Source organism: Pseudomonas canadensis (assembly GCF_000503215.1).
GTDB lineage: Bacteria > Pseudomonadota > Gammaproteobacteria > Pseudomonadales > Pseudomonadaceae > Aquipseudomonas > Aquipseudomonas canadensis.
Map to the genome: position 1 here is coordinate 653,591 of NZ_KI628539.1, position 23,825 is coordinate 677,415.

22 protein-coding genes are annotated in these 23,825 nt (G+C 59.4%); 18 read left to right on the forward strand and 4 right to left on the reverse strand.

Going from position 1 to position 23,825, the window contains the following annotated elements; genetic code table 11:
* The first annotated feature begins 33 nt into the window (after positions 1–33).
* The 10 genes from U367_RS0125905 (at position 34) to U367_RS0125945 (ending at position 9,919) form a co-directional block, all read left to right on the forward strand.
* On the forward strand, positions 34–738 hold the full coding sequence (locus U367_RS0125905) for a phage minor tail protein L (protein ID WP_028619189.1): 705 nt from the start codon (positions 34–36) through the stop codon (positions 736–738).
* 2 nt (positions 739–740) lie between these two features.
* Positions 741–1,523 (forward strand): C40 family peptidase, encoded by a 783-nt coding sequence (locus U367_RS0125910; protein WP_028619190.1) that lies wholly within the window; start codon positions 741–743, stop codon positions 1,521–1,523.
* A complete protein-coding gene (locus U367_RS0125915; protein WP_028619191.1) occupies positions 1,520–2,107 on the forward strand; it encodes a tail assembly protein in 588 nt (195 codons plus the stop codon). Before U367_RS0125910 ends, U367_RS0125915 begins: the two co-directional genes overlap by 4 nt.
* Before the next feature lie 53 nt (positions 2,108–2,160).
* Positions 2,161–5,790 carry a phage tail protein gene (locus U367_RS0125920; protein WP_028619192.1) on the forward strand — a complete coding sequence of 1,210 codons (3,630 nt, stop codon included), beginning with the start codon at positions 2,161–2,163 and terminating at the stop codon, positions 5,788–5,790.
* Positions 5,791–6,118: 328 nt separating this feature from the next.
* Complete coding sequence (locus tag U367_RS1000000131185) at positions 6,119–6,754, forward strand: hypothetical protein (RefSeq protein WP_073860074.1); 636 nt, start codon at positions 6,119–6,121, stop codon at positions 6,752–6,754.
* 9 nt (positions 6,755–6,763) lie between these two features.
* Complete coding sequence (locus tag U367_RS1000000132465) at positions 6,764–8,260, forward strand: hypothetical protein (RefSeq protein ID WP_028619193.1); 1,497 nt, start codon at positions 6,764–6,766, stop codon at positions 8,258–8,260.
* Positions 8,260–8,637, forward strand: coding sequence for a hypothetical protein (locus tag U367_RS1000000130550; RefSeq protein ID WP_050587931.1), 378 nt, complete (start codon positions 8,260–8,262; stop codon positions 8,635–8,637). The genes U367_RS1000000132465 and U367_RS1000000130550 overlap by 1 nt, the downstream gene beginning before the upstream one ends.
* Positions 8,638–8,693: 56 nt before the next feature.
* A complete protein-coding gene (locus U367_RS0125935) occupies positions 8,694–9,119 on the forward strand; it encodes a structural protein (RefSeq protein WP_028619194.1) in 426 nt (141 codons plus the stop codon).
* Entirely contained in the window at positions 9,116–9,634 is a 519-nt protein-coding gene (locus U367_RS0125940) for a lysis system i-spanin subunit Rz (RefSeq protein WP_028619195.1), read from the forward strand. The genes U367_RS0125935 and U367_RS0125940 overlap by 4 nt, the downstream gene beginning before the upstream one ends.
* A 57-nt stretch (positions 9,635–9,691) precedes the next feature.
* Positions 9,692–9,919: a hypothetical protein gene (locus U367_RS0125945; protein WP_028619196.1), complete on the forward strand. Its 228-nt coding sequence runs from the start codon at positions 9,692–9,694 to the stop codon at positions 9,917–9,919.
* Here the strand turns inward: U367_RS0125945 and U367_RS0125950 are convergent.
* Entirely contained in the window at positions 9,900–10,280 is a 381-nt protein-coding gene (locus tag U367_RS0125950) for a hypothetical protein (protein ID WP_028619197.1), read from the reverse strand. The two genes, U367_RS0125945 and U367_RS0125950, sit on opposite strands and share 20 nt — an antisense overlap.
* 488 nt (positions 10,281–10,768) lie before the next feature.
* Between U367_RS0125950 and U367_RS0125955 the strand changes: the two genes are divergently transcribed.
* Positions 10,769–12,412 (forward strand): Na+/H+ antiporter, encoded by a 1,644-nt coding sequence (locus tag U367_RS0125955; protein ID WP_028619198.1) that lies wholly within the window; start codon positions 10,769–10,771, stop codon positions 12,410–12,412.
* A gap of 13 nt (positions 12,413–12,425) precedes the next feature.
* On the opposite strand, the gene dapC is transcribed toward U367_RS0125955, so the two are convergent.
* From dapC to map, 3 genes are all read right to left on the reverse strand, one after another.
* Entirely contained in the window at positions 12,426–13,625 is a 1,200-nt protein-coding gene (dapC, locus tag U367_RS0125960) for a succinyldiaminopimelate transaminase (protein ID WP_028619199.1), read from the reverse strand.
* Positions 13,626–13,768: 143 nt separating this feature from the next.
* A complete protein-coding gene (locus U367_RS0125965) occupies positions 13,769–16,471 on the reverse strand; it encodes a [protein-PII] uridylyltransferase (RefSeq protein WP_028619200.1) in 2,703 nt (900 codons plus the stop codon).
* A 64-nt stretch (positions 16,472–16,535) separates the two neighbouring features.
* Complete coding sequence (gene map, locus U367_RS0125970) at positions 16,536–17,318, reverse strand: type I methionyl aminopeptidase (protein ID WP_016975842.1); 783 nt, start codon at positions 17,316–17,318, stop codon at positions 16,536–16,538.
* A 387-nt stretch (positions 17,319–17,705) separates the two neighbouring features.
* Here map and rpsB point away from each other — a divergent pair, with 387 nt between their 5' ends.
* The 7 genes from rpsB to ispC all read left to right on the forward strand — a co-directional run bounded on the left by rpsB (position 17,706) and on the right by ispC (position 23,787).
* Positions 17,706–18,443, forward strand: a complete 738-nt coding sequence (gene rpsB, locus U367_RS0125975) for a 30S ribosomal protein S2 (protein ID WP_003189158.1) — start codon at positions 17,706–17,708, stop codon at positions 18,441–18,443.
* Positions 18,444–18,646: 203 nt separating this feature from the next.
* Positions 18,647–19,510 (forward strand): translation elongation factor Ts, encoded by an 864-nt coding sequence (gene tsf, locus U367_RS0125980; RefSeq protein WP_028619201.1) that lies wholly within the window; start codon positions 18,647–18,649, stop codon positions 19,508–19,510.
* 212 nt (positions 19,511–19,722) lie between these two features.
* On the forward strand, positions 19,723–20,466 hold the full coding sequence (pyrH, locus tag U367_RS0125985) for a UMP kinase (protein WP_003172271.1): 744 nt from the start codon (positions 19,723–19,725) through the stop codon (positions 20,464–20,466).
* The gene (gene frr, locus U367_RS0125990; RefSeq protein WP_012722596.1) at positions 20,463–21,020 is read left to right on the forward strand and encodes a ribosome recycling factor; all 558 of its coding nucleotides are present in this window, start codon (positions 20,463–20,465) and stop codon (positions 21,018–21,020) included. Before pyrH ends, frr begins: the two co-directional genes overlap by 4 nt.
* 17 nt (positions 21,021–21,037) lie before the next feature.
* Entirely contained in the window at positions 21,038–21,793 is a 756-nt protein-coding gene (uppS, locus tag U367_RS0125995) for a polyprenyl diphosphate synthase (protein WP_028619202.1), read from the forward strand.
* Positions 21,794–22,600: a phosphatidate cytidylyltransferase gene (locus tag U367_RS0126000; protein ID WP_028619203.1), complete on the forward strand. Its 807-nt coding sequence runs from the start codon at positions 21,794–21,796 to the stop codon at positions 22,598–22,600.
* Entirely contained in the window at positions 22,597–23,787 is a 1,191-nt protein-coding gene (gene ispC / locus U367_RS0126005; RefSeq protein ID WP_028619204.1) for a 1-deoxy-D-xylulose-5-phosphate reductoisomerase, read from the forward strand. Before U367_RS0126000 ends, ispC begins: the two co-directional genes overlap by 4 nt.
* The last annotated feature ends 38 nt before the right edge of the window (positions 23,788–23,825 follow it).

The window sequence follows — 23,825 nt, forward strand, 5'->3', positions numbered from 1 at the left end:
GCCAAGTGCGGGGTTTCTTGTTTCTGGGGACCTATGAATTACAACACCGACATCCAAAAGCTTGAGCCTGGCAACCAGATCAGGCTCTACGAACTGGACGCCACGCGCTTGGGCGGGTTGCTCTGGCGGTTCCACGGGCACGCCCAGGAAGGCGACATCATCTGGCAGGGGCAGCTGTATTCGCCGCTCCAGATCGAGGCCAAGGGTTTCGACATTCGTGGGGATGGACGCCCTGCCACGCCGACGCTACAGGTAGACGACGAACTCGGCGGCGTGCGCGGGGCGATCACTGCCCTGTGCTTCCAGTTCCGCGACCTGGCCGGGGCCCGTGTCAAGGTGATCGAGACGTTCCGCCACTTCCTGGACGCCGCCAACTTCCCCGACGGCAACCCAGAAGCCAGTGATCAGGCGAAGACGAACCTCTGGTTTATCGAGCAGAAGACCGAGGCGCTGCCCAGCATCTCGGTCACGTTCTCGTTGTCGAGCCCCACGGACATGGAAGGCCAGATGCTGCCGGCTCAGCAGATCACCAAGCTTTGCCGGTGGGCCTGCCGTGGCGGGTACCGGCAGGAGGCTTGCGCCTACACCGGCACGGCGATGTTCGACAAGAAGAACCAGCCCACTGACAACCCAGCGCTGGACCGCTGCGGTGGTTGGTGGAGCAGCTGCAAACTTCGGGGCAACACCCGCCGGTTCGGTGGATCCATGGGCGCGAGCCTTATAGCAAGTTCGAGGTAGTGATGCGCATCAATCAAAAATTGCAGGACGAGATCCGCGCTCACGCCGAACGAGCCTACCCTGCTGAAGCTTGCGGCGTGCTGATCAAGTCGGCCGTCGGCCGCGAGTATGTACCTTGCGGCAACCTGGCCAGCACGCCGCGCGAGCACTTCCAAATCGATCACAAGGACATGGCCCGGGCGGAAGATCGGGGCGAGGTGCTGGCGATCATCCACAGCCACCCCGACAAGGCGCCGGCGCCGAGCATGGCCGACCGCGTCAGCTGCGAGTTGCACGAATTGCCGTGGGGGATTGTCGGCTGGCCCTGCGGTGACTTCGAGTGGTTCAAGCCTTCGGGCTTCCAGGCGCCGCTGTTGGGCCGCGACTTCTCCCATGGCCTGCTGGACTGCTGGGCAGCGTGCCGCGACTGGTACGCGCGGGAGGCGGGGTTGCAGCTACCGAACTTTGAACGCGCTGATCTCTGGTGGGAGCAGAAGGACGGCCCGAGCCTCTACGAAGACAACTTCGCGGCCACCGGCTTCTACCAGGTCAACGAAGCACGGCGCGGTGACATGCTGGTGTTGCAGATCCCAACGCCCGGCCGGGAGTGCTACTTCCCGAATCACGCCGTGATCTACCTGGGTGATGAGCCGTCGCTCATCAGCGAGCCGGCGCCGAAGCTTGGCGGGTCTGGCCCGTTCATTTACCACCACATGCCCGGCCGTCTGGCAGCACGTGAAATTTACGGTTGGTCGATGGCCAATCGCGTGAAGCTGATTCTTCGGCACAAGGACTACCGCCCATGACCATGCGCACCATCAAGCTCGGCGGCGTGCTGGGCAAGAAGTTCGGTAAGGAATACCAGCTCGACCTGTACGGCATTCACGACGCCACCGCGGCGTTGTGCGCGATGAAGCCAGGTTTCGAGAAATTCATGCGAACAGCTCATGAGCGCGGCCTGGTCTTCGCGGTGTTCGTCGATGAGCGAAACGTCAGTGAGCAGGAGCTTGAGCTGGTGGGGCGTGCAGAGGGCGACATTCGTATTCAGCCGATCGTGCAGGGGAGCAAGCAGGCAGGCATGTTCCAAACCCTGCTGGGCGTGGTGTTGATCGTGGCGGGCCTTTTCACTGGCGGCACGACTTCCACGCTGGGCATGGGCTTGCTCGCCGCAGGCGCCGCAGTCGGGCTGGGCGGTGTGGTGCAAATGCTATCCCCAACCACCAAGGCAAATGCCGAAGGCAAGAACGACGACGGCAACAACCCCAGCTACGGATTCGGCGGGGCGATCACCACGATTGCCCAGGGCAACCCTTACCCGTTGCTGTACGGAGAGCGGGAGATCGGCGGCGCCGTCGAGTCTGGCGGTATCTATACCCAAGACACCTACTGATCCAACGATCACCACAGACCCGCTTCGGCGGGTTTTTGCATTCTGGAGGGCGCATGAGCGCAGTAGCAAAGAAGTCGCGCCGTGTTGCGCCGCGCAAACGCCGCGCCGTCGTTGGTAGTAAGGGTGGTCAGGCGAAGCAGAAACAGCCAAGCATCGCCTCGAACAGCGTGCCGTCGATCTCTACTGCGCGGATTACCTACCTTTGGAGTTGGGGTCCGATTGTTGGGCCAGTTGATGGTCTGCGCTCGGTAAAGCTGAACGGCACTCCGGTGCAGGCCCCTGACGGCACCATCAACTACCCCAGCGTGAAGTGGCAGTTCCGCTCCGGTGAGCTGAACCAGCCTCGCCTCGAAGGGATCGCGGAGTCAAGCAACGAAATCGACGTCAAGACTGAGCTTGTCTACGGCACGCCGTGGTTGCATACCATCACCAACTCGGTAATCGATGCCGTGCGCCTGCGCCTCAGCTGGCCGGCGCTGCGCAGCCAGGATGCTTCGGGCAACATCAGCGGTGTTCGTATCGATTACGCCGTGGACATTTCGACCGACAACGGCCCTTACATCCAGGTGTTGGCTTCTGCTGTCGATCGCAAGAACGTAACCGAGTACGAGCGCGCCCATCGCCTGGAGCTACCCGCCGGTAGCCGCTGGACCATTCGGGTTCGGCGCCTGACCCCGAATGCCAACTCCGACCTGGTCGTTGATCAGATGATCGTCAAAGCGATCGCCGAGGTGGTGGATAGCGATCAGGAATATCCGCTGACGTCGGTAGGGTGCATTGAGTACGACGCGCAGACCTTTGGTGGCGATATCGCCAAGATTGCCGTGCTGATGCGCGGGCGCATCATCCGCGTCCCAGCTAACTACGATGCAGCTACTCGCACCTACGCCACAGCAGGGACCGGAACAAGTAACGGGATTTGGGACGGCACCTTCAAGGAGGCCTACACCAACAACCCAGCATTCATTTTCTATGATCTTGTGCTGGACCCCTATTACGGGCTGGGCGACCGAATCGACGCCACCATGATTGATCGCTGGGCGTTGTACCGCATTGCGCAGTACTGCGATCAGATGATTCCGGATGGCAAAGGCGGGCAAGAGCCTCGATTCACGTGCAATCTTTACTTCCAGAAGCAGGCCGAGGCCTACGCAGTTCTGCAGGACCTGGCCTCAATCTTCCACGGCCTGGCCTACTGGGACGGCAGCCAGATCGTAGTCAATGCCGATATGCCGGGTGATCCGGTATACACCTACAACCAAACGCAGATCCTCAACTCGGGCGCCATAAAGTACGAAGGCACCCGCGCGCGCGACCGCCACAGTCTTTACACGGTGTCCTGGGACAATCCAGACCAGGGCTTCGAGACCGACAAAGAGCCGATCTTCGACGATGAGGCAATGGTCGAGCTTGGCGGGATTGTGCGCGAAACGTCGATTGATGCCATTGGCTGCACATCCCTGGGTCAGGCCCAGCGTGCCGGGCAGTGGGCTGCGCTTACAGAGAAGCTGCAAACCCAGGGCGCCGTCTTTCGCGTTGGGCTCGACGGGGATATTCCTAAGCCTGGGCAAGTGATCGCTGTGGCTGACCCCATGCTGGTTGGCCGCAACAACGGCGGCAGGATATCGGCAGCGGCGGGACGTGTGGTCACGCTAGACCGCGATACCGTGGTGCCGGTGGGCGCGCGGCTGATGGTCAACCTTCCAAGCGGAAAATCAGAGGGGCGGGTGGTCAAGTCGGTCTCCGGCCGGGCCGTGACACTGATGGCAGATTTCAGCGAGCAGCCCCAGGCGGAAGCCGGCTGGATTTTGGACTATGAAGACCTGAAGCTGATGCAGTTCTACGTCCGCAACGTGACGCGGCCGGAGTGGCACCAGTTCCAATTCGAAGTTATCCAGCACGACCCGAGCAAGTTTGACGCTATCGACAACGGCGCCGTGGTCGACGTCCGTCCGATCACCGGCATTCCTGCAGGCAGCCAGGAAGCGCCGGCGCGCGTCATGCTTAGCCAGAACGTGGTGATCGAGCAGGGCATTGCCGTGACGATCATGTCTATAGCCTGGGACGCTGCGCCTGGCGCTGTGGCTTATGACGTCGAATGGAAGTGGGGCGCGCGCGAGTGGATCACCTTGCCGCGCACCCCTGAGCAAATGGTCGATGTGCGCGGGATCTACTCTGGGCAGTACATGGCCCGGGTTCGGGCGGTGAGCGCGCTAAACGTTTCCTCGATCCCGACGGCGTCGGCCCTGACCAATCTGGAAGGGAAGGTAGGCCTGCCGCCGGCGGTTTCGTTCCTGACCACCACCAGCGAACTGTTCGGCATCGGCATCAAGTGGGGCTTCCCCGCTGGAGCCGAGGATACCCAGCGCACCGAACTGTGGTACGGCACGGCCAACAACCTGGCGGCAGCCTCCAAGCTGGCCGACTTGGCGTATCCGCAGGCCGACTACCGGATGCAGCAACTGCTGGCGGGGGCGACTTTGTTCTTCTGGGCTCGCCTTGTGGACCGGACTGGCAATATCGGGCCGTTCTATCCGGTTGGTAACGGAGTGATGGGCAGGGCCAGCTCCGATGCTGGACCGGTTCTCGACCTGGTCGCCGGCAAGATTGGCCGGACCGAGCTTGGTCAGGACATCGTGAACCAGATCGACAAGATCCCGGGCCTGCAGGATCAGATCACCGCTCTGGGTGGGTTGAAGGCCTACAACAAGGATGCCACCTACCTCAAAGGACAGATGGTTGTAGAGGGCAGTCGAATCTACCAGGCCACCCAGGCTGTACCGAAGAACCAGCCTCCGCCGAACACCACCTACTGGCTCGATGTTGGCCAGTCGGTAGAGACGGCGAACGGCCTGGCTCAGCAGGTCTCCACCAACACCGCCGATATCACCAAGCTTGACGGTGTGGTAACGGCCTCGGCGTCGAGCCTTCAGGTCCTGCAGGCAGCGTACAGGGATGACAACGGCGAGGGCGATCTTGCGGATGCGCTCCAGGGCTTTAACGCCAAGGCCAGCTTTGCGCAGGAGGTGAAAACGCAGGCCACGAAGAACGCGGCAATGGTGCAGCGTACGACCGAGTTGGCCGCCGCGGTGGGTGATGTCAGTGGAGCTGTGACCGAGCTCGAAAGCGTTGTTGTCACCGACCGCCAGGCCACGGCCCAGGCTATTCAGCAGATCGGGGTGAAGATCGGGGAAAACTCGGCAAACATCCAGACCGTAAGCCAGGCCCAGGCCGGCACCGACGGTAAGTTGGCAACCATGTGGTCCGTGAAGATGCAGCTCAACCAAAACGGGCAGTACGTCGCGGCAGGTATCGGGCTTGGCATCGAGAACGTAGATGGTCAGTTGCAGAGCCAGTTCTTGGTGAGCGCTGACAGATTCGCCGTGGTGAACAACATCAACGGGGTGCTTTCGTCGCCGTTCACGGTGCAAAACGGCCAGGTCTTCATGCGGTCGGCGTTCATCCAGGACGCGTCCATTGGCGTAGCAAAACTCACCCAGAGCATTCAATCCGCGAACTACGTCCCGGGTAAGACAGGGCTAATGATCAACTTCGTAACCGGTGAGTTTGAGCTGAACAGCACCGTTGGAGTGGGTGGTAGGCAGACCATAAACAACCGTGGCGGCAAGGTTTACGACGAGAACGACAATAAGCGCTATCAGTGGGGGGATCTGACGGCATGACCTACGGTATCCGGATATGGGGGCCTACGGGCCTCCTTGAATTGGATGAGAACTCATTCACCGTGAGGGTTGTTTATTCAGCCCTTATCGGCACGGCGGGCGTAAGTACTTTTGTTTCCATACCCGGCGTGAATCCCTCTACTCACATCGGCATATGTTTGCCTAATGGACAGTACTCGGGCGACCCATCTGGACAAAACGCAAGTTTGTCTCAGTTCGATGTGCAGATGCTTACGGGCGGAGTTCAAGTTTGGTTTAGAAATAGAAATATGCCAACCGGCCGGATAGGGGTATCAGTTCAGCGGCTTCTAGTATTCAGGTATAGATAATGTCTTATGGGCTAACGTTTACGAATAATTCAGATGTTGTGACGCTAGACTCTGAGTTCGCACGGCTGGTTGTAGTACACAAAGGTATCTATGGTCCGTCTGGCGGTGACTTTCCATCAGTGATCACGTCGCAAGAACCGCCGTTAATTTTTGTCAGGCCATCAACTGGGGGGTTTCAATGGGTAAGCCTGAAGGGCTCCCCCGGCAATTGGACTGGCTTCATCAACGGGGCGACCGGCGGCTCTGGTTCGTTTTTTGTTGCTGCCTACGAATCCACACCCACCGCCACCTACGGAATACGCCTTTGGGATGAGAACTCTAAACTTTTATTTGATAGCGGAACGCCTTGTGCTCAGTTTACGGATGTAGTCGCTGGCTGGGCTTATGGTGGCGCAGCAAATCCGTCTGTAGGGCGCTGGATAAATACCTTCTATGCGAGTGTTCCCTTAAATACTGGGAACTATATGCTGATTAATAACATAGCAATGAATATCCCCGGAGGGGATACGTTCTCGCTGCTTTCTTGTTATTGGGATTATGCAAACAACCGAATAGTTGCACAGCTGCAAAACATCGGCGACTTCAACGGTTCAAGTTTCTTTCTCCCGCTAATGTTTGCAAAGCCAATTTCTTAGGAGGCTTAGATGGCCTGGTACAAAACAGGAACTGTTGCCGTTACAGCCGGCAGTAACGCAGTTATTGGCGTAGGCACGGCGTTCATCGCTAACTCGCGTGTGGGCGATGGTTTCAGGGGGCCGGATGGCCTGTGGTACGAGGTCACCAACATCGCGAGCAATACGGCGATTTCCATCGCCCCGAACTACCAGGGGGCTACAGCTGCTGCGGGTGTGTACACCATTGCTCCGATGCAGGGCTACGTCAAAGAGTCAGCGGATCGACTGCGCGCCATCACTGATCAGTTCAAAGACCTGGATCAGGAAGTGGCCAATGCACAGGCCTCGGCCGCCGCGGCGAAGGTTTCAGAAACCAACGCCAAGACATCCGAGACAAAGTCCAAAACATCGGAAACCAATGCTGCTACCTCGGCGACCACCGCTAGCGGTGCTGCGACGTCTGCAACGGCATCCAGGAACGCGGCGGCACAATCTGAGACCAATGCGGCTACCTCTGCGTCCAATGCGCTGACACAAGCAGATCGGGCGAAGACCGAGGCTGACAAGCTGGGAAATGCGAACCTTTTCCTGGCGACCGTTGATTCTGTATCCGCAGGTGTTCCGCGCTTCAAAGATGCCCTTCAGGTTGGCGGTGCTGGCGGCGTTCTCCTGCGCAGGGAGGGGATCAATGATCCCAACTCAACGGCAATGGTTCGACTTACCCATGCCACCGACAGCAGTGTCCGAATAATCGACGACGCCCGAGGGATTGTGCGGTTGCTGTTGGACGCTGCCGGCTCTGCTCAGTTTGGCGCGAACGTTATTGTCAGCGGAGGTAACGTCTACATCAGGGCTGGCGCTGCCGGAGGAAACTCTCACCTTTGGTTCAATGAGTCTGGTAGCACCGCCACGCGCGGGGTTATCTATTGTGAGCCATCAGGCAACATCAATTTCTCAGCTGGTTATGGGCAGTCTGGCGCAGGCCCGATAGTAACGATTACCAAGGCTGGCGTTCTTGTGACCGCCGCCGGCATCACGCTCGGCACTGGCAGGTCGATCAGCTCTACGGGAGACATTACTTCTAGCTTGTATACGGGTGGAAGCCTAAGCGCACAGCTAACAGTGATGGGTACGCAGATTTCTTCGAAGCTGGATTCATCGGTAGCCGACTTCGCAATCATCTATCCCAATGGTGGTACTGCCGCCGCGCCGGGGAACATCGTTACGGCGTCGAGATTCACGTCCGACAACCCGTTTCCAGGTTTCCATGTGATCACGGTGCTGGAAATTCTCATTGGTGGTATTTGGTCAGAGCCAAGGCTTGACGGCAACGCGGGCACCGGCGGCGCATCCTACGGCGCTTATGCACAGCAGATCCTGCCGACAGACAAGATCATCTGCCAGGCTGGTGCGAGCGGGGTTGCATTGCCCAGTGCTTCAGCAGGTGGTGGTCACGGTTATAGCGGCGCAGTGCTGACCACCGCGCCAGTGCGAGTAAAGGTCTGGAAACTTAAGGGGACCATCTGATGATCCGATTTTATGCAGTGGTGGGCTCGAACTTCTTCGAGGGTGACGAGACAGACAAAGGCCCCGACGAAGGCTGGATCGAGATGGAAGGGGAGCGGCCACAAGGCGATAACAGCATGGACTACACGGCGCAAGCCGATGGCACCTGGGCAATTACCCAAGAGACGCTGATCGCTAAGCTGAGCGTGGTGGAAAATGCTTGGCGTGAAGAACAAATGCCGATCGCCCAGCAGACGGTTACAGCAATCGACTTTGGCGAGGAAGGCATCCTTGGCTCCATAGAAGACTGGAAGCTGTACTGGCGCGCCCTGCGCAAGTGGACAGTGGATAATCCCGACTTCCCCGACATGAGCAAGCGACCAGTTCAGCCAGCCTGAACCGGTAAAGAACACACCAGCCGCCTTGAGCGGTTTTTTTTCGTCTGGAGAAAAGTATGCCGAATGCCGAAACCCGCGGGGTGCGCAACCGAAACCCCGGCAACATCGACTACAACCCGGCCAATCAATGGCAGGGCCAGCTCAAGCCAGATCCTGCCGTCGAGAAGCGCTTTGCTCGGTTCGATACGGCGGAGAACGGCATCCGTGCCCTGGGAAAATTGCTGCTGACCTACCAGCGCAAGCACGGCTTGAAGACGGTGAAGGCGATCATAAGCCGGTGGGCGCCGTCGGTGGAGAACGACACCGACGCCTACGTGCGCGCCGTCGAGGCGAACACCGGCACCCGGCCAGGTGCTGAGGTTGACCTGACCCGGCCGGCGGTGATGGCTGGCTTCGTAAAGGCGATCATTCATCATGAGAATGCTGGGTATGCCTACCCAGTGGCGGTGCTGGCCGAAGGCGTGCGGCGGGCGCTGGCATGACGCCCGGTCAAATCCTGGTCGCGATACTGCTGGCGATGGCCGTCACTGCCGGCGGCACCTGGCAAGTGCAGGACTGGCGGATGGGCAAGAAGCTTTCTGAGGAATTGGCAGAGCAGGGCGCCGAACACCAGAAAGCCCTTGATGCCATCACCAGCGAGGCATGGCGCCAGCAGAATGCCGAGCAAGATAAGCGCTTGGCCACTGAGCAGAGAGCGAGCGCTGCCGACCAACAACACTCCCTGGAGCTTTCCAATGAACAACGCAAGCAAGCTGCTTTGCGCGATCGCCTTGCCACTGCTGATGTGCGCCTGTCAGTCCTTCTCGACGCAACGGATTCAGCCAGTGGCTGCAGCGTGCCTGCCACCCCCGGCGCCCTCGGCGTGGTTCATGCAGCCCGTCGAGCCCAACTTGACCCAGCGCATGCTCAACGAATTATCGCCATCACCGATGCCGGTGACCAAGGACTGATCGAGCTCCGGGCGTGCCAAGCGTACGTCAGGGCTGTAGCCCCCTGAGTGCGTCCGATTCTAGCAATGGGCTATCCTTGACCTTTTTAGAAAAGGGGAGCCAGCATGGAAGGCATGACACTCAGCCCAAAGATCGAGCGCGAGGCCGACAAGCTGCTGGCGCAGATCGCCAGGGCAGACTCTATGATCGTTGCGGCGAAGGCTGGCGCTAGGGCAGAGGGCTTCGTGCTGGGTCTGGAGTCGGCGCGCGCTTTGACCGAGGCGACTATTGACCGGCTATACGTGATATTCGACTCAGCAACCGAGCAACGCCTCAAGGCGCTTGCCGAATAGGCTCTGATGCTGACGCTTCCTTCAGGTCGCGCAGTTCTCCAAGCAATCGCTGGTTCTCCCTGAGCAGGTCGTCGCGCTGACCGGTAATCAGATCGATGGGCCGAAAGCTCAGATTTTCAGATGCTTCATTGCTCATGGCTGATATGCGATCAAGCGCCTCTTTCAGCGCCATCTCTGCCGAAGCCTTTTCGGTAGCCAACAAGTCATTCATCTGGACCAGGCCGGCCACATTGGCCCGTGCTTTGCGAAGCATCGCTTCGGTCTGGATGAGTTCGTCCTCCAGAAGCGCGCATTGGTGCTGGTACATTTCGAGTGGCGTGGGGCACCCGAGCCAGTCATCGGTATCCATGTCAACGTTCATGTTTCGAAACTCAAATACTGTATGTGCGTACAGTAATCGAGGTAATGCTTATTTGGGAGTGGTGTTCGTCGGCAGGACGCCGGGGCGGTATTTGCACTGGGAAAATCTTCCCCAATACGCAACCGTTTGGACCAATGTTTATTGGGTTTAGAAGAGTCGCAAAAGAGGGTGTTTTTATAGGGTGTTTTCAGGCTCAAGGCCTTGATATTAAAGGCCTTGAGCGTTTTTTATGCGGCATCCCAGGCTTTGATGCCGAAAAGGTGCAACGTTTTGCTTGAAGCGGTCAAGGAATTGCCCCCCTTTGGACCAAGTAGAAACGAAAGGTCACGGATTATGCCATGACCAGCGCGTTTGGGTGCCGCTCGTCAGCGCTGTGCGACTTTTGTGCAAAAGCCAGCGAGTAACATAGCCGGGTAATATGGCACTTCAACGGCCAGTTGTTGCCTGATGTGTGTCGTTGCAAGTCGATTGTCCGGGAAAACCGCGTTATGCAAACCGCCTACACCGTTCTTATCCTGCTGATGCTGGTCAGCGTTTCGCGTCTGGTCGGGCGTGTCATTCCTCTGCCGTTGCCATTGGTACAGATTGCCGCCGGTGCCTTGCTGGCCTGGCCGACGCTGGGGCTGCATGTGGCGCTGGACCCGGAGTTGTTCCTGTTTCTGTTCTTGCCGCCGTTGCTGTTCTCCGATGGCTGGCGTATGCCCAAGCGAGAGTTGTGGCGCCTGCGCGGGCCGATCCTGACACTGGCCGTGGGCTTGGTGCTGTTTACCGTGGTGGGCGCCGGTTACTTCATCCATTGGATTTTGCCGACGATCCCGCTGCCGGTGGCCTTCGCCCTGGCGGCCGTGTTGTCGCCGACGGATGCCGTGGCGGTGTCGGCCATTTCCCAGAATCGCTTGCCCACGCCGCTGATGCACATGCTCCAGGGCGAGGCCTTGATGAATGATGCCTCGGGCCTGGTGACCTTCAAGTTCGCCCTGGCGGCGGCGTTGACCGGGGTGTTTTCCCTGGCGGATGCCAGCCTCACATTCGTCTTGGTGGCTGTCGGTGGTCTGGCGGTCGGCGTGGCCCTGAGTTGGCTGGTCGGCCGGTTGCGCGCGTGGATGATCGCCCGGGGCTGGGACGACCCGGCAACTCACGTGGTGTTCATGTTGCTGCTGCCGTTTGCGGCCTATGTGCTGGCCGAACGGCTGGGGGCTTCGGGCATTTTGTCGGCGGTGGCGGCGGGCATGATGCAGAGCTGGCTCGACCTGCTGCCGCGCCAGACCAGCACGCGGCTGCTCAATCGCAGCGTGTGGTCGTTGCTGGAGTTCGCCTTCAATGGGTTGATCTTCCTGCTGCTGGGCCTGCAACTGCCGGACATCATCAAGGCGGTGGTCAGCCATGAGCCGACACTGTGGCCGACCCTGTTTTATCGCTGCCTGGATGTAGTCGCGATCTTCCTGGTGCTGGTGGTGCTGCGCTTTATCTGGGTGCAGAGCATCTGGCGGCTGTCGGGTTTGCTGCGCAGGCTACGTGGGAAAAGCGAACTGACGCTGGTACCGACCGCCCGGTCCTGCTGGCTGTTGACGGTCGGTGGGGTGCGCGGTGCGGTGACGCTGGCGGGTGTGATGTCGGTGCCGTTGCTGCTGGCGCCAGGGCAGGATTTTCCCGAACGTGACTTGCTGATCTTCATCGCGGCGGGCGTGATTCTGTTGTCGCTGATTGCCGCCTGTATCGCCTTGCCGCTGTTGTTGCGCGGTATCGAAAAGAGTCCCGACGAAAAGCGCCACAACGAGGTGCGCGAAGCCTGGAAGAAGACTGCCGTCGCGGCCATCCATGCGCTTGAAGCGGATGAGCCCGCAGAAGCCGAAACCCCGGACGCCGCGCAGGCGGCGCTTGCCACAGAGCTCAAGGCACGGCTGATGTCGGAATATCGCCATCAATTGGACGTGTTCAACGACTCCGCCGAAGCCCAGGCGCTTGCACGGCAGATGGACCTGCTGGAGCGCAAACTGCGGCTCAAGGCCCTGCGGGCGCAGCGCTTGGAGTTGTACAGCCTGAGCCGTCACCACCAGATTGGTGATGACGTGCTGCGTGAGGTGCTGGCGGAGTTGGATATGAGTGAGGCGAATCTGGGGCAGGTGAAGTGACCCTGATCGCGCCTTAGAGGCGACGTTGAATAAACTCGCGAATCCGCTCAGCCGCTTCCACACACTCCGCCAACGGCGCAACCAACGCCATGCGCACACGACCGGCGCCAGGGTTGAAGCCATCCACTTCCCGCGACAGGTACGAACCCGGCACGACGGTCACATGTTCTTCCACGAACAGGTCGCGGCAGAAGGCAGCGTCGTCGCCATTCACATTCGGCCACAAATAGAAGCCGCCATCTGGGCTCTCTACGTCCAGTACCGGCTTGAGAATCGCCAGTACTGCGTCGAATTTCTCGCGATACAAGTCACGATTGGCCAGCACGTGGGCTTCGTCCTGCCAGGCCGCAATGCTGGCCAGTTGCGTTTGTACCGGCATCGCACAGCCATGGTAGGTGCGGTACAGCAGGAAGGCCTTGAGGATGTCCGCGTCGCCGGCCACAAAACCAGAACGCAGGCCCGGTAGGTTGGAGCGCTTGGACAGGCTGTGGAACACGACGCAGCGCTTGAAGTCCTGGCGGCCCAGTTCGACGCACGCGCTCAACAGCCCAGGCGGCGGGGTTTGTTCGTCGAAGTACAGTTCGCTATAGCACTCGTCGGCGGCGATGACGAAGTCGTATTCGTCGGCCAGGGCGATGAGTTTTTTCAGGGTCTCGACCGGGATCAGCGCACCGGTAGGGTTGCCGGGCGAGCACAGGAACAGGATCTGGCAGCGCTTCCAGATGTCCGGCGTCACGGCGTCGAAGTCCGGGTTGAAGCCATTGGTGTCCAGGCATGGCAGGTAGTGCGGCTTGGCCCCGGCCAGGAACGCGGCGCCTTCGTAGATCTGGTAGAACGGGTTCGGGCTGACCACCAGTGCGTCGTCGCCACGGTTGACCACGGTCTGGGTGAAGGCGAACAGCGCTTCGCGGGTGCCATTGACCGGCAAGATGTTGCGCGCCGGGTCGAGCCAGCCCTTGGGCACGTTGAAGCGACGCTCGCACCAGGCACCGATGGCTTCGCGCAGGGCCGGAATGCCCAGGGTGGTCGGGTACACGGCCATCTGGTCGAGGTTGTTGCTCAATGCTTCAGCCACGAAGGTGGGCGATTTATGTTTCGGTTCGCCGATGGACAGCGCGATCGGGGGCTTGTCGGGGTTCGGCGTGACGCTGCCCAGCAGGGCGCGCAGTTTCTCGAACGGGTAGGGCTGGAGCTGGTTCAGGGCGTTGTTCATGTAAGCCTCTATGACGGTGTACACAGACCGTGTAGGAGCTGGCTTGCCAGCGATGGCATCGCGTCGGTGTACCTGATACACCAAGGTGTTCGCATCGCCGGCAAGCCGGCTCCTACAAAGGGCGTGTTTACAAAGTTAAAAATTCATATGGTCAGGCGTGTCAGCTCGACGCCGGGTTCCTGGGTGACGCTTAGCTGCTGGACGATGGCTTCCTGCAGGCGCAGGCACAGTTCCGGGTCGGACAACGGCTGGTTGTCGGCATCGGTAATGAAGAACACGTCTTCCACGCGCTCGCCGAGGGTCGCAATCTTGGCGTTCTGCAATGACAGGTCGAACTCCAGGAAAATCCCGCCGATGCGTGCCAGCAGGCCCGGACGATCCGGAGCGCTGAGTTCCAGCACCGTCACCGGGCGCTGGGCGTCATTGGAAATGGTCACCTGTGGCGCAAACGCAAAGTGCTTGAGTTGGCGCGGTACCCGACGCTGGATGATGGTCGGGTAGTCGTCAGGGTTGCGCAGGGCCTCGGTCAGGCCTTCGCGGATCTTTTTCACCCGTGCCGGGTTGTCGCCAATCGAGTCGCCATCGGTGTCGAGCACGATATAGGTGTCGAGGGTGAACTGGCTGCTGGAGGTGATGACGCGGGCGTCATGGATGTTCAGGTTGAGCTGGTCCATGGCCGCCACGGTCACGGCGAAGAAGTCGTGCTGGTCCGGCGCGTAGATGAAGATCTGCGTGCCGCCTTCGAATTCGCGCTGGGTGGTTTCCTTGATCAGCACCAGCGGGCCGCCATCGGCGGGCTGTTGCAGGATTGCGTCAGTGTGCCAGGCGACATCGCCGGCGGTGTGGCGCAGGAAGTAATCGTCACCCAGTTGCGACCACAACTGTTCCACGTCGTCCGGATCGTTGCCGCCGCGCACCAGAATGTCCAAGGCCGCGCTTTGGGTGCGGCGGATCTGCTCTTCGCGGTCCACCGGGTTCTCCAGGCCGCGGCGCAAGGCGCGCTTGGTCTCGGTGTAGAGCTGGCGCAACAGGCTGGCGCGCCAGGAGTTCCACAGTGTCGGGTTGGTAGCGTTGATGTCGGAGACGGTCAGCACGTACAGATAGTCGAGGCGGGTTTCATCGCTGACGATCTGCGCAAAGTCGTGGATCACCTGCGGGTCGGACAAGTCCTTGCGCTGGGCGGTGGTCGACATCACCAGATGGTTCTGCACCAGCCAGACGATCAGGCGGCTGTCCCAAACGGGCAACTGATGACGCTGGCAGAAGGCTTCGGCGTCAACCGCACCGACCTCGGAGTGGTCCCCATGCCGGCCCTTGCCGATGTCGTGGTACAGGCCGGCCAGGTAGATCAGCTCGGGCTTGGGCAGTTTGGCCATGAGTTTGCTGGCTAGCGGGAATTTCTCTGACACTTGCGTGTACTGAAGCTTACGCAGGTGCTTGATCAGGTTCAGGGTGTGGGCGTCCACGGTATAGATGTGGAACAGGTCGTGCTGCATCTGACCGACGATAAAACCGAACTCCGGCAGATAACGCCCGAGGATGCCGTAACGGTTCATGCGCCGCAGGTTGCGGTGGATGCCGATCTTGCACTTGAACAGCTCGATGAACAGGCTGGTGTTGCGGATATCGTTACGGAAATCGTCGTCGATCAGGTGACGGTTCTCCCGCAGCAAGCGGATGGTGTCGGCGCGCACGCCTTTGATTTCCGGCTGCTGGGCCATCAGCACGAAGATTTCCAGCATGGCGAACGGCGTGCGGCGGAACACGTTGTCGTTGCGCGCCTCGATATAGCCGTCATGCAACTGGAAGCGCGCGTTGATCGGCTGCGGCGGCGCTTCGTCTTCGGGGGCCAGGATCACCTCTTCGAAGTGCTGGATGATCAGGTCGCTGAGCTGGGCAATGCTCATGACCACCCGGTAGTACTGCTGCATGAAGCTTTCGATGCTGGTCTTCGCGTCCTCGCCTTCAAAACCCAGCAGGGTGGCGATGGAACGCTGGTGGTCGAACAGCAGGCGGTCTTCGGAGCGCCCGGCGAGCATGTGCAGGGCGTAGCGCACTTTCCACAGGAATTCCTGGGACGAGGCCAGCAAGGCGTTTTCGCTCTCCACCAGGAAACCCTCGCCGGCCAGGGCGCGCAGGTTCAGGGTGCCGTACTGGCGACGGGCAACCCACAAAATCGTCTGGATGTCGCGCAGCCCGCCGGGCGAGCCTTTGACGTTGGGTTCCAGGTTGTATTCGGTGTCGTTGTACTTGTGGTGCCGGGCCTTTTGCTCGGCACGCTTGGCCAGGAAGAAGTCCTTGCTCGGCCACATGTGTGCGGTGCTGGTGACTTCGAGCATGCGCTGGCGCAGGCGCTCGGGGCCAGCGATGGTGCGGCTTTCCATCAGGTTGGTGATGACGGTGAGGTCGGCGCGGGCCTCTTCGGCGCATTCGTCGACCGAGCGCACGCTTTGGCCGACTTCCAGGCCGATGTCCCACAGCAGCGTCAGAAAACGCTCGATGGAATCGCGAAAGATCTCATGATCTGCACTGTCCAGCAGGATCAGCAGGTCGATGTCGGAATAGGGGTGCAACTCGCCACGCCCGTAGCCGCCGACCGCCACCAGGGCAATGTCGGCGTCTTCGCTCCAACTGAACTGTTCCCAGGCCTTTTGCAGGATGTTATCGACGAACCAGGCGCGGTCCTCGATCAGCCGGCGGATGTCCCGGCCACTGCGAAAGCGCTCGTCGAGCACTTCACGGGCCTGGCGGATAGCCTTCTTGAACGCGGCAATTGGGCTCGCTTTCAGGGCCAGTTCGGCCTGGAACTGGCCACGGTCGAAGAGTTCGGGATCCACCTGGGGCATCGATCGGCTTTCCTTTCTATCTAACAGTCAGTCACAACACAGTGGGGGAAAACCTGGGTGATCCTTACGCGGAAACGCGGGGGATCGTGTCGTCCGCACGCAGCGTGAAGATCTCGTAGCCGGTTTCGGTGACCAGCAGGGTGTGTTCCCACTGGGCCGAGAGCTTGCGATCCTTGGTGATAGCGGTCCAGCCGTCGCCCAGCACCTTGGTGTCGGCCTTGCCCTGGTTGATCATCGGCTCGATGGTGAAGGTCATGCCTGCTTTGAGTTCCATGCCGGTGCCTGCGCGGCCGTAGTGCAGGATCTGCGGCTCTTCGTGGAATACGGTACCGATACCGTGACCGCAGAATTCGCGCACCACCGAGAAACCATTCTTTTCAGCGTGCTTCTGGATCACTTCACCGATGTCCCCCAGGCGGCAGCCGGGTTTCACGATCTCGATGGCCTTGTACATGCATTCCTGGGTGACTTGGGACAGGCGCTCGGCCCAGACCGGCACATTGCCGACGTGGAACATGCGGCTGGTGTCGCCGAAGTAGCGGTCCTTGATCACGGTAACGTCGATGTTCAGGGTGTCGCCGTCCTTCAACGGTTTGTCACCTGGAATCCCGTGGCAGACTACGTGGTTGACCGAAGTGCAGATCGACTTGGGGAAGCCCTTGTAGTTCAGCGGGGCAGGGATGGCACCCTGTACATTGACTATATAGTCGTGGCAGATCTGGTTCAGGGTTTCGGTGGTGACGCCGGGCTTGACGTGTTCGGCAATCATTTCCAGCACGTCGGCAGCCAGTTTGCCGGCGATGCGCATGCCAGCGATGTCTTCGGCGGTTTTCAAGCTAACGGTCATACAGGCTCTCTCTAGCGCGATGCGCTGAAATCAATACGGTTTACGGGCGTGCGACAAAAGGTTGCAAAATTCGCACAAGCCACAGAAAACGCGATTCTAACAGACGATGGCCTCAAATCATGAGCCTCTGATGATCGCTTCTCTCTATAAGGTAGGGCTATATCAGGTCTATTCAAGGGGTTACACGAAAGCGCGCTGCGGCAAGTGTGATTGCGTATTCCGTTTTTGCCGATGCTGTGGTATAAAATGCGCCGCTTTCCGGGGATGCCCCGCAGAGCTTAAATCCACACACGTGTCGACACGATGACCTGGGTGCCGGAGGCCTTGATGCCGCTGGTTGGTCATTGGGATACGTGGAGGCCAAACCCGACTTATTAAGGAACTATCATGTCCCAAGTCAATATGCGCGATATGCTGAAGGCCGGTGTGCACTTCGGTCACCAGACCCGTTACTGGAACCCGAAAATGGGTAAATACATTTTCGGCGCGCGTAACAAGATCCACATCATCAACCTTGAAAAAACCCTGCCAATGTTCAACGAAGCTCTGACTTTCGTAGAGCGTCTGGCCCAGGGCAAAAACAAGATTCTGTTCGTCGGCACCAAGCGTTCCGCTGGCAAGATCGTTGCTGAAGAAGCAGCACGTTGCGGTTCGCCGTACGTCGATCATCGCTGGTTGGGCGGCATGCTGACCAACTTCAAAACCATCCGTGCTTCCATCAAGCGTCTGCGTGACCTTGAAGTACAAGCCGAAGACGGTACTTTCGCCAAGCTGACCAAGAAAGAAGCGCTGATGCGCTCCCGTGACCTGGAAAAGCTCGATCGTTCCCTGGGTGGTATCAAGGACATGGGCGGTCTGCCTGACGCACTGTTCGTTATCGACGTTGATCACGAGCGCATCGCGATCACCGAAGCCAACAAGCTGGGCATCCCGGTTATCGGCGTAGTCGATACCAACAGCAGCCCGGAAGGCGTTGACTACATCATCCCAGGCAACGATGACGCAATCCGCGCTATCCAGCTGTACATGGGTTCGATGGCTGACGCTGTAATCCGTGGTCGCAACCACGTTGCTGGTGGTACCGAGCAGTTCGTTGAAGAAGCTCCGGTAGCTGCCGCTGAGTAATTGACGCCCTGGCGTTGACTCAGTAAGCAAAAAGGGGGCTTGGCCCCCTTTTTGCCACCTCGAAAACCGTTTGTCGGCGCCCACTTGTGGCAGCGCAACCTAGCGACTGTAACGTGCAGCGGCCTACAACGGAGATTCGGGAAGAATTGATCGCCCGTTTGATCGGGTGGAATGGTTGAAAACCTATCCAAGAGGATTTTGAAATGGCAGAGATTACTGCAGCGTTGGTTAAAGAACTGCGTGAGCGTACTGGCGAAGGCATGATGGATTGCAAAAAGGCCTTGACCAAGGCCGGCGGCGACATCGAAAAAGCCATCGACGACATGCGTGCCTCGGGCGCCATCAAGGCCGCCAAGAAAGCTGGCAACGTCGCTGCTGAAGGCGCTATCGCTCTGGTTGAAGACGGTAAAGCTGCCGTTCTGCTGGAAGTGAACTCGCAGACCGACTTCCTGGCCCTGCAAGACGACTTCAAGGCATTCGTTGCTGCCAGCGTCAAGAAAGCATTCGACGAGAAGCTGACCACCGTTGAGCCTCTGATCGAAGCGCAAGAAGCTGATCGCCTGGTATTGGTCGGCAAGGTTGGCGAAAACGTCAACATCCGTCGCCTGACTCGCGTTGAAGGTGATGTGGTTGGTGGTTACCTGCACGGCAACAAGATCGGTGTAGCGGTTGTTCTGAAAGGCGGCGACGTTGAGCTGGCCAAAGACATCGCTATGCACGTTGCTGCAAGCAACCCTGAATTCCTGCTGCCTTCGGAAGTTTCCGAAGAAGCCATCGAGCGCGAAAAAGCTGTGTTCCTGAGCCTGAACGCCGACAAGATCGCCGGCAAGCCAGAAAACATCGTTGAAAACATGATCAAAGGCCGTATCAGCAAGTTCCTGGCTGAAGCGAGCCTGGTTGAGCAGGCGTTCGTCAAGAACCCTGAAGTCAAGGTTGGCGAACTGGCCAAGAAAGCCGGTGCTGAAATCGTTTCCTTCACTTACTACAAAGTAGGCGAAGGCATTGAGAAGCCGGTCGACAACTTCGCTGAAGAAGTTGCTGCCCAGCTGGCTGCCGCCAAGCAATAAGACAGTTTTTAACTGTCGCCCAAAAGAGGCTGCCCGCTCACGCGCGCAGCCTCTTTTCAAATGGGAAGGCCGATTTTAATTGGCTTCCCTTCGGAACTGGCTTACAAAGCCGTGTTCCGATGGCGCTGTAGCAGCGTCCAGCTAGAGTGAACGCAAGCCGTAAAACGGCTCGCCAAGATTTTTTAAAAAATACGCCGCAGGAGAGATTCGCAATGGCTCAGCAGGGCAGTGGTTATCAGGCTCGCTATAAACGCATTCTACTCAAGCTTAGCGGCGAGGCCCTGATGGGCTCGGAAGAGTTCGGGATCGATCCCAAAGTACTCGACCGCATGGCGCTGGAAGTCGGCCAACTGGTCGGCATCGGCGTACAGGTCGGCCTGGTAATCGGTGGCGGCAACCTGTTCCGCGGTGCGGCGCTGAGTGCTGCTGGTATGGACCGTGTTACCGGCGACCACATGGGCATGCTGGCCACTGTGATGAATGCTCTGGCAATGCGTGACGCCCTGGAGCGTGCCAACATCTCGGCTATCGTGATGTCGGCTATTTCCATGGTTGGCGTGACCGATCACTATGACCGCCGCAAAGCCATGCGCCACCTGAACGCCAAGGAAGTGGTGATCTTCGCCGCCGGCACGGGCAACCCGTTCTTCACCACCGACTCCGCAGCCTGCCTGCGCGCCATCGAAATCGATGCTGACGTTGTGCTGAAGGCAACCAAGGTGGATGGTGTATACACTGCCGATCCATTCAAAGACCCGCATGCCGAGAAGTTCGATCATCTGACCTACGATGAAGTACTGGATCGCAAGCTGGGCGTGATGGACCTGACGGCTATTTGCCTGTGCCGCGACCACAAGATGCCGCTGCGCGTATTTAACATGAACAAGCCCGGCGCCCTGCTGAATATCGTACACGGCGGCGCAGAAGGGACTCTGATCGAGGAAGGCCAACAATGATCAACGAAATCAAGAAAGACGCCCAGGCGCGTATGCAGAAATCCCTGGAATCTCTGAGCCACGCATTCGGCCAGATCCGTACCGGCAAGGCGCACCCAAGCATCCTGGGCAGTGTGATGGTGCCTTACTACGGTTCCGATACCCCGATCAGCAGCGTCGCCAATATCACTGTTAAAGACTCGCGCACCCTGCAAGTCGTCGCGTTCGAGCGCAACATGCTGGGTGCTGTCGACAAGGCCATCCAGAGCGCCGGTTTGAACCTCAACCCGACCAATCTGGGTGAGTTGTTGCTGATTTCCATGCCGGCCCTGACCGAAGAAACCCGCAAGGGCTTCACCAAGCAGGCGCGCAGCGCAGCCGAAGACGCCCGTGTTGCTGTGCGCAACATCCGTCGTGATGCCTTGGGTGACTTGAAGAAACTGGTCAAGGACAAGGAGATCAGTGAAGACGAAGAGCGTCGTGCCACCGCCGATATCGACAAGCTGACCAAGGATGCCGAGGCCCAAATCACCAAGGCCACCGAAGAAAAAGAAAAGGACCTGATGGCCGTATAAGGGGTCAGGACGCCTTCATGGAAAAGACCAAGCAGACTGTACCCTCTGTGGTGCCGCGCCATGTCGCGATCATCATGGATGGGAATAATCGCTGGGCGAAGAAGCGCTTTATGCCGGGTGTTGCCGGGCATAAAGCGGGTGTCGATGCGGTTCGGGCTGTGATCGAGGTGTGCGCCGAGGCCAAGGTCGAGGTGTTGACCTTGTTCGCCTTCTCCAGTGAGAACTGGCAGCGGCCCGCCGACGAAGTCAGCGCCTTGATGGACCTGTTCTTCAAGGCCTTGCGTCGTGAAGCCAAGCGCCTCAACGACAACAACATCAGCCTGCGCATCATCGGCGATCGCTCGCGCTTTCATCCCGAACTGCAAGCCGCCATGCGCGAAGCCGAGGCCATTACGGCCGGGGCCAATCGATTTGTGCTGCAGATCGCTGCCAACTACGGTGGCCAGTGGGATATCGCCCAGGCTGCACAGCGTCTGGCGCGTGAGGTGCAGGCCGGTCATCTTCGGCCCGACGACATCACCCCCGAACTGTTGCAAACCTGCCTGGTGACCGGCGACCTGCCGCTGCCAGACCTGTGCATCCGTACCGGTGGTGAGCACCGCATCAGCAATTTCTTGCTGTGGCAGCTGGCGTACACCGAGCTGTACTTCTCCGACCTGTTCTGGCCGGACTTCAAACACGATGCCATGCGTAACGCGCTGGCCGATTTCGCTTCCCGTCAGCGTCGCTTCGGTAAAACGAGCGAGCAGATCGAAGCTGGAGCCCGGGTTTAAATGCTTAAACAACGAATCATCACAGCACTGATCCTGTTGCCGATCGCCTTGTGTGGGTTTTTCCTGCTCGACGGTTCCGCCTTTGCGCTGTTTATCGGCCTAGTGGTCACCCTGGGTGCCTGGGAATGGGCGCGCCTGGCGGGTTTCAGCGCGCAATTGCCGCGCGTTGTGTATGCCGCTGTCGTCGCTGCCTTGGCGTTCCTCCTGTACATCCTGCCGGACATAGCGCCCTGGGTGTTGGGGGCGGCGGTGCTGTGGTGGGCGCTGGCGACATTCCTGGTGTTGACCTATCCGGGCACCAGCAGCAAGTGGTCCAGTGTGGCCTGCAAACTGGTGATCGGTTTGTTGATCCTGCTACCGGCCTGGCAAGGGCTGGTGGAGATCAAGCGTTATCCAATGGGTAACTGGCTGATCCTGGCGGTTATGGTGCTGGTCTGGGGCGCAGATATCGGCGCGTACTTTTCCGGTCGGGCCTTCGGCAAGCGCAAGTTGGCGCCGGCGGTCAGTCCAGGCAAGAGCTGGGAGGGCGTGTATGGCGGCCTGGCGTTGACCCTGGTGATCACGCTGGTCGTCGGTGTAGTGCGTGACTGGTCGGTGAAGGAAATTTTCCTGGCACTGCTGGCCACTGCCATTGTCGTGTTCATCTCGGTCGTAGGTGATCTCACTGAAAGCATGTTCAAGCGTCAGGCCGGGATCAAGGACAGCAGCAACCTGCTGCCGGGTCATGGCGGTGTGCTGGACCGTATCGACAGCCTGACCGCGGCCATCCCGATCTTTGCCGTACTGTTGTGGATGACCGCTTCGTGAGCCGCCTGCAGCAAGTCACCGTGCTCGGTGCAACCGGCTCGGTGGGGTTGAGCACCCTGGACGTGATAGCTCGTCATCCAGATCGCTACCAAGTCTTTGCCCTGACCGGTTTTACCCGCCTGAGCGAACTGCTGGCGTTGTGCGTGCGTCACGCGCCGCGCTTTGCCGTGGTGCCTGAGGCCGCTGCGGCCCGGAGCCTGCAGGATGATCTGCGGGCTGCCGGGCTTGCCACTCAAGTGCTGGTGGGGGAGGAGGGGCTGTGCCAGGTCTCGGCCGATGCTGAAATGGATACCGTGGTCGCCGCTATTGTCGGCGCTGCGGGCCTGCGTCCAACTTTGGCTGCCGTGGATGCTGGCAAGAAGATCCTGCTGGCCAATAAAGAAGCATTGGTCATGTCTGGTGCGCTCTTCATGCAGGCGGTACGCAAAAGCGGGGCCGTGCTGCTGCCACTCGATAGCGAGCACAACGCAATCTTCCAGTGCATGCCTGGCGACTATGCTCGCGGCTTGAGCCAGGTGGGCGTACGCCGGATCCTGCTGACCGCCTCTGGTGGTCCGTTCCGACAGACACCGCTGGCTGAGTTGGAGCACGTATCGCCCGACCAGGCGTGCGCTCATCCGAACTGGTCCATGGGGCGCAAGATCTCCGTGGATTCGGCGAGCATGATGAACAAAGGCTTGGAGCTGATCGAGGCGTGCTGGTTGTTCGATGCGCGCCCGGATCAGGTCGAGGTGGTGATTCACCCACAAAGTGTGATTCATTCTCTCGTTGATTATGTGGATGGCTCGGTCCTGGCGCAGTTGGGCAACCCAGATATGCGCACGCCGATTGCCAATGCCCTGGCCTGGCCAGAGCGGATCGACTCGGGCGTAGCGCCTTTGGACCTGTTTGCCGTGGCCCGTCTGGACTTCGAGGCGCCGGACGAGCAGCGCTTCCCCTGCCTGCGACTGGCGCGACAAGCGGCTGAAGCGGGTAACAGTGCACCGGCAATGCTGAATGCGGCCAACGAAGTGGCTGTGGCAGCGTTTCTCGAGCGGCGCATCCGCTTTCCGCAGATCGCGAGTATTATCGAGGACGTCCTTGAGCTTGAGCCTATCGTGGCGGTGAATGATCTGGCGGCAGTGTTCGAGGCAGATACCAAGGCCCGAGCCTTGGCAGAACAATGGTTGAACCGCAACGCGCGTTAGCCTGATCTTCAGGCACTGGATTGGAATGCGGAGAAATT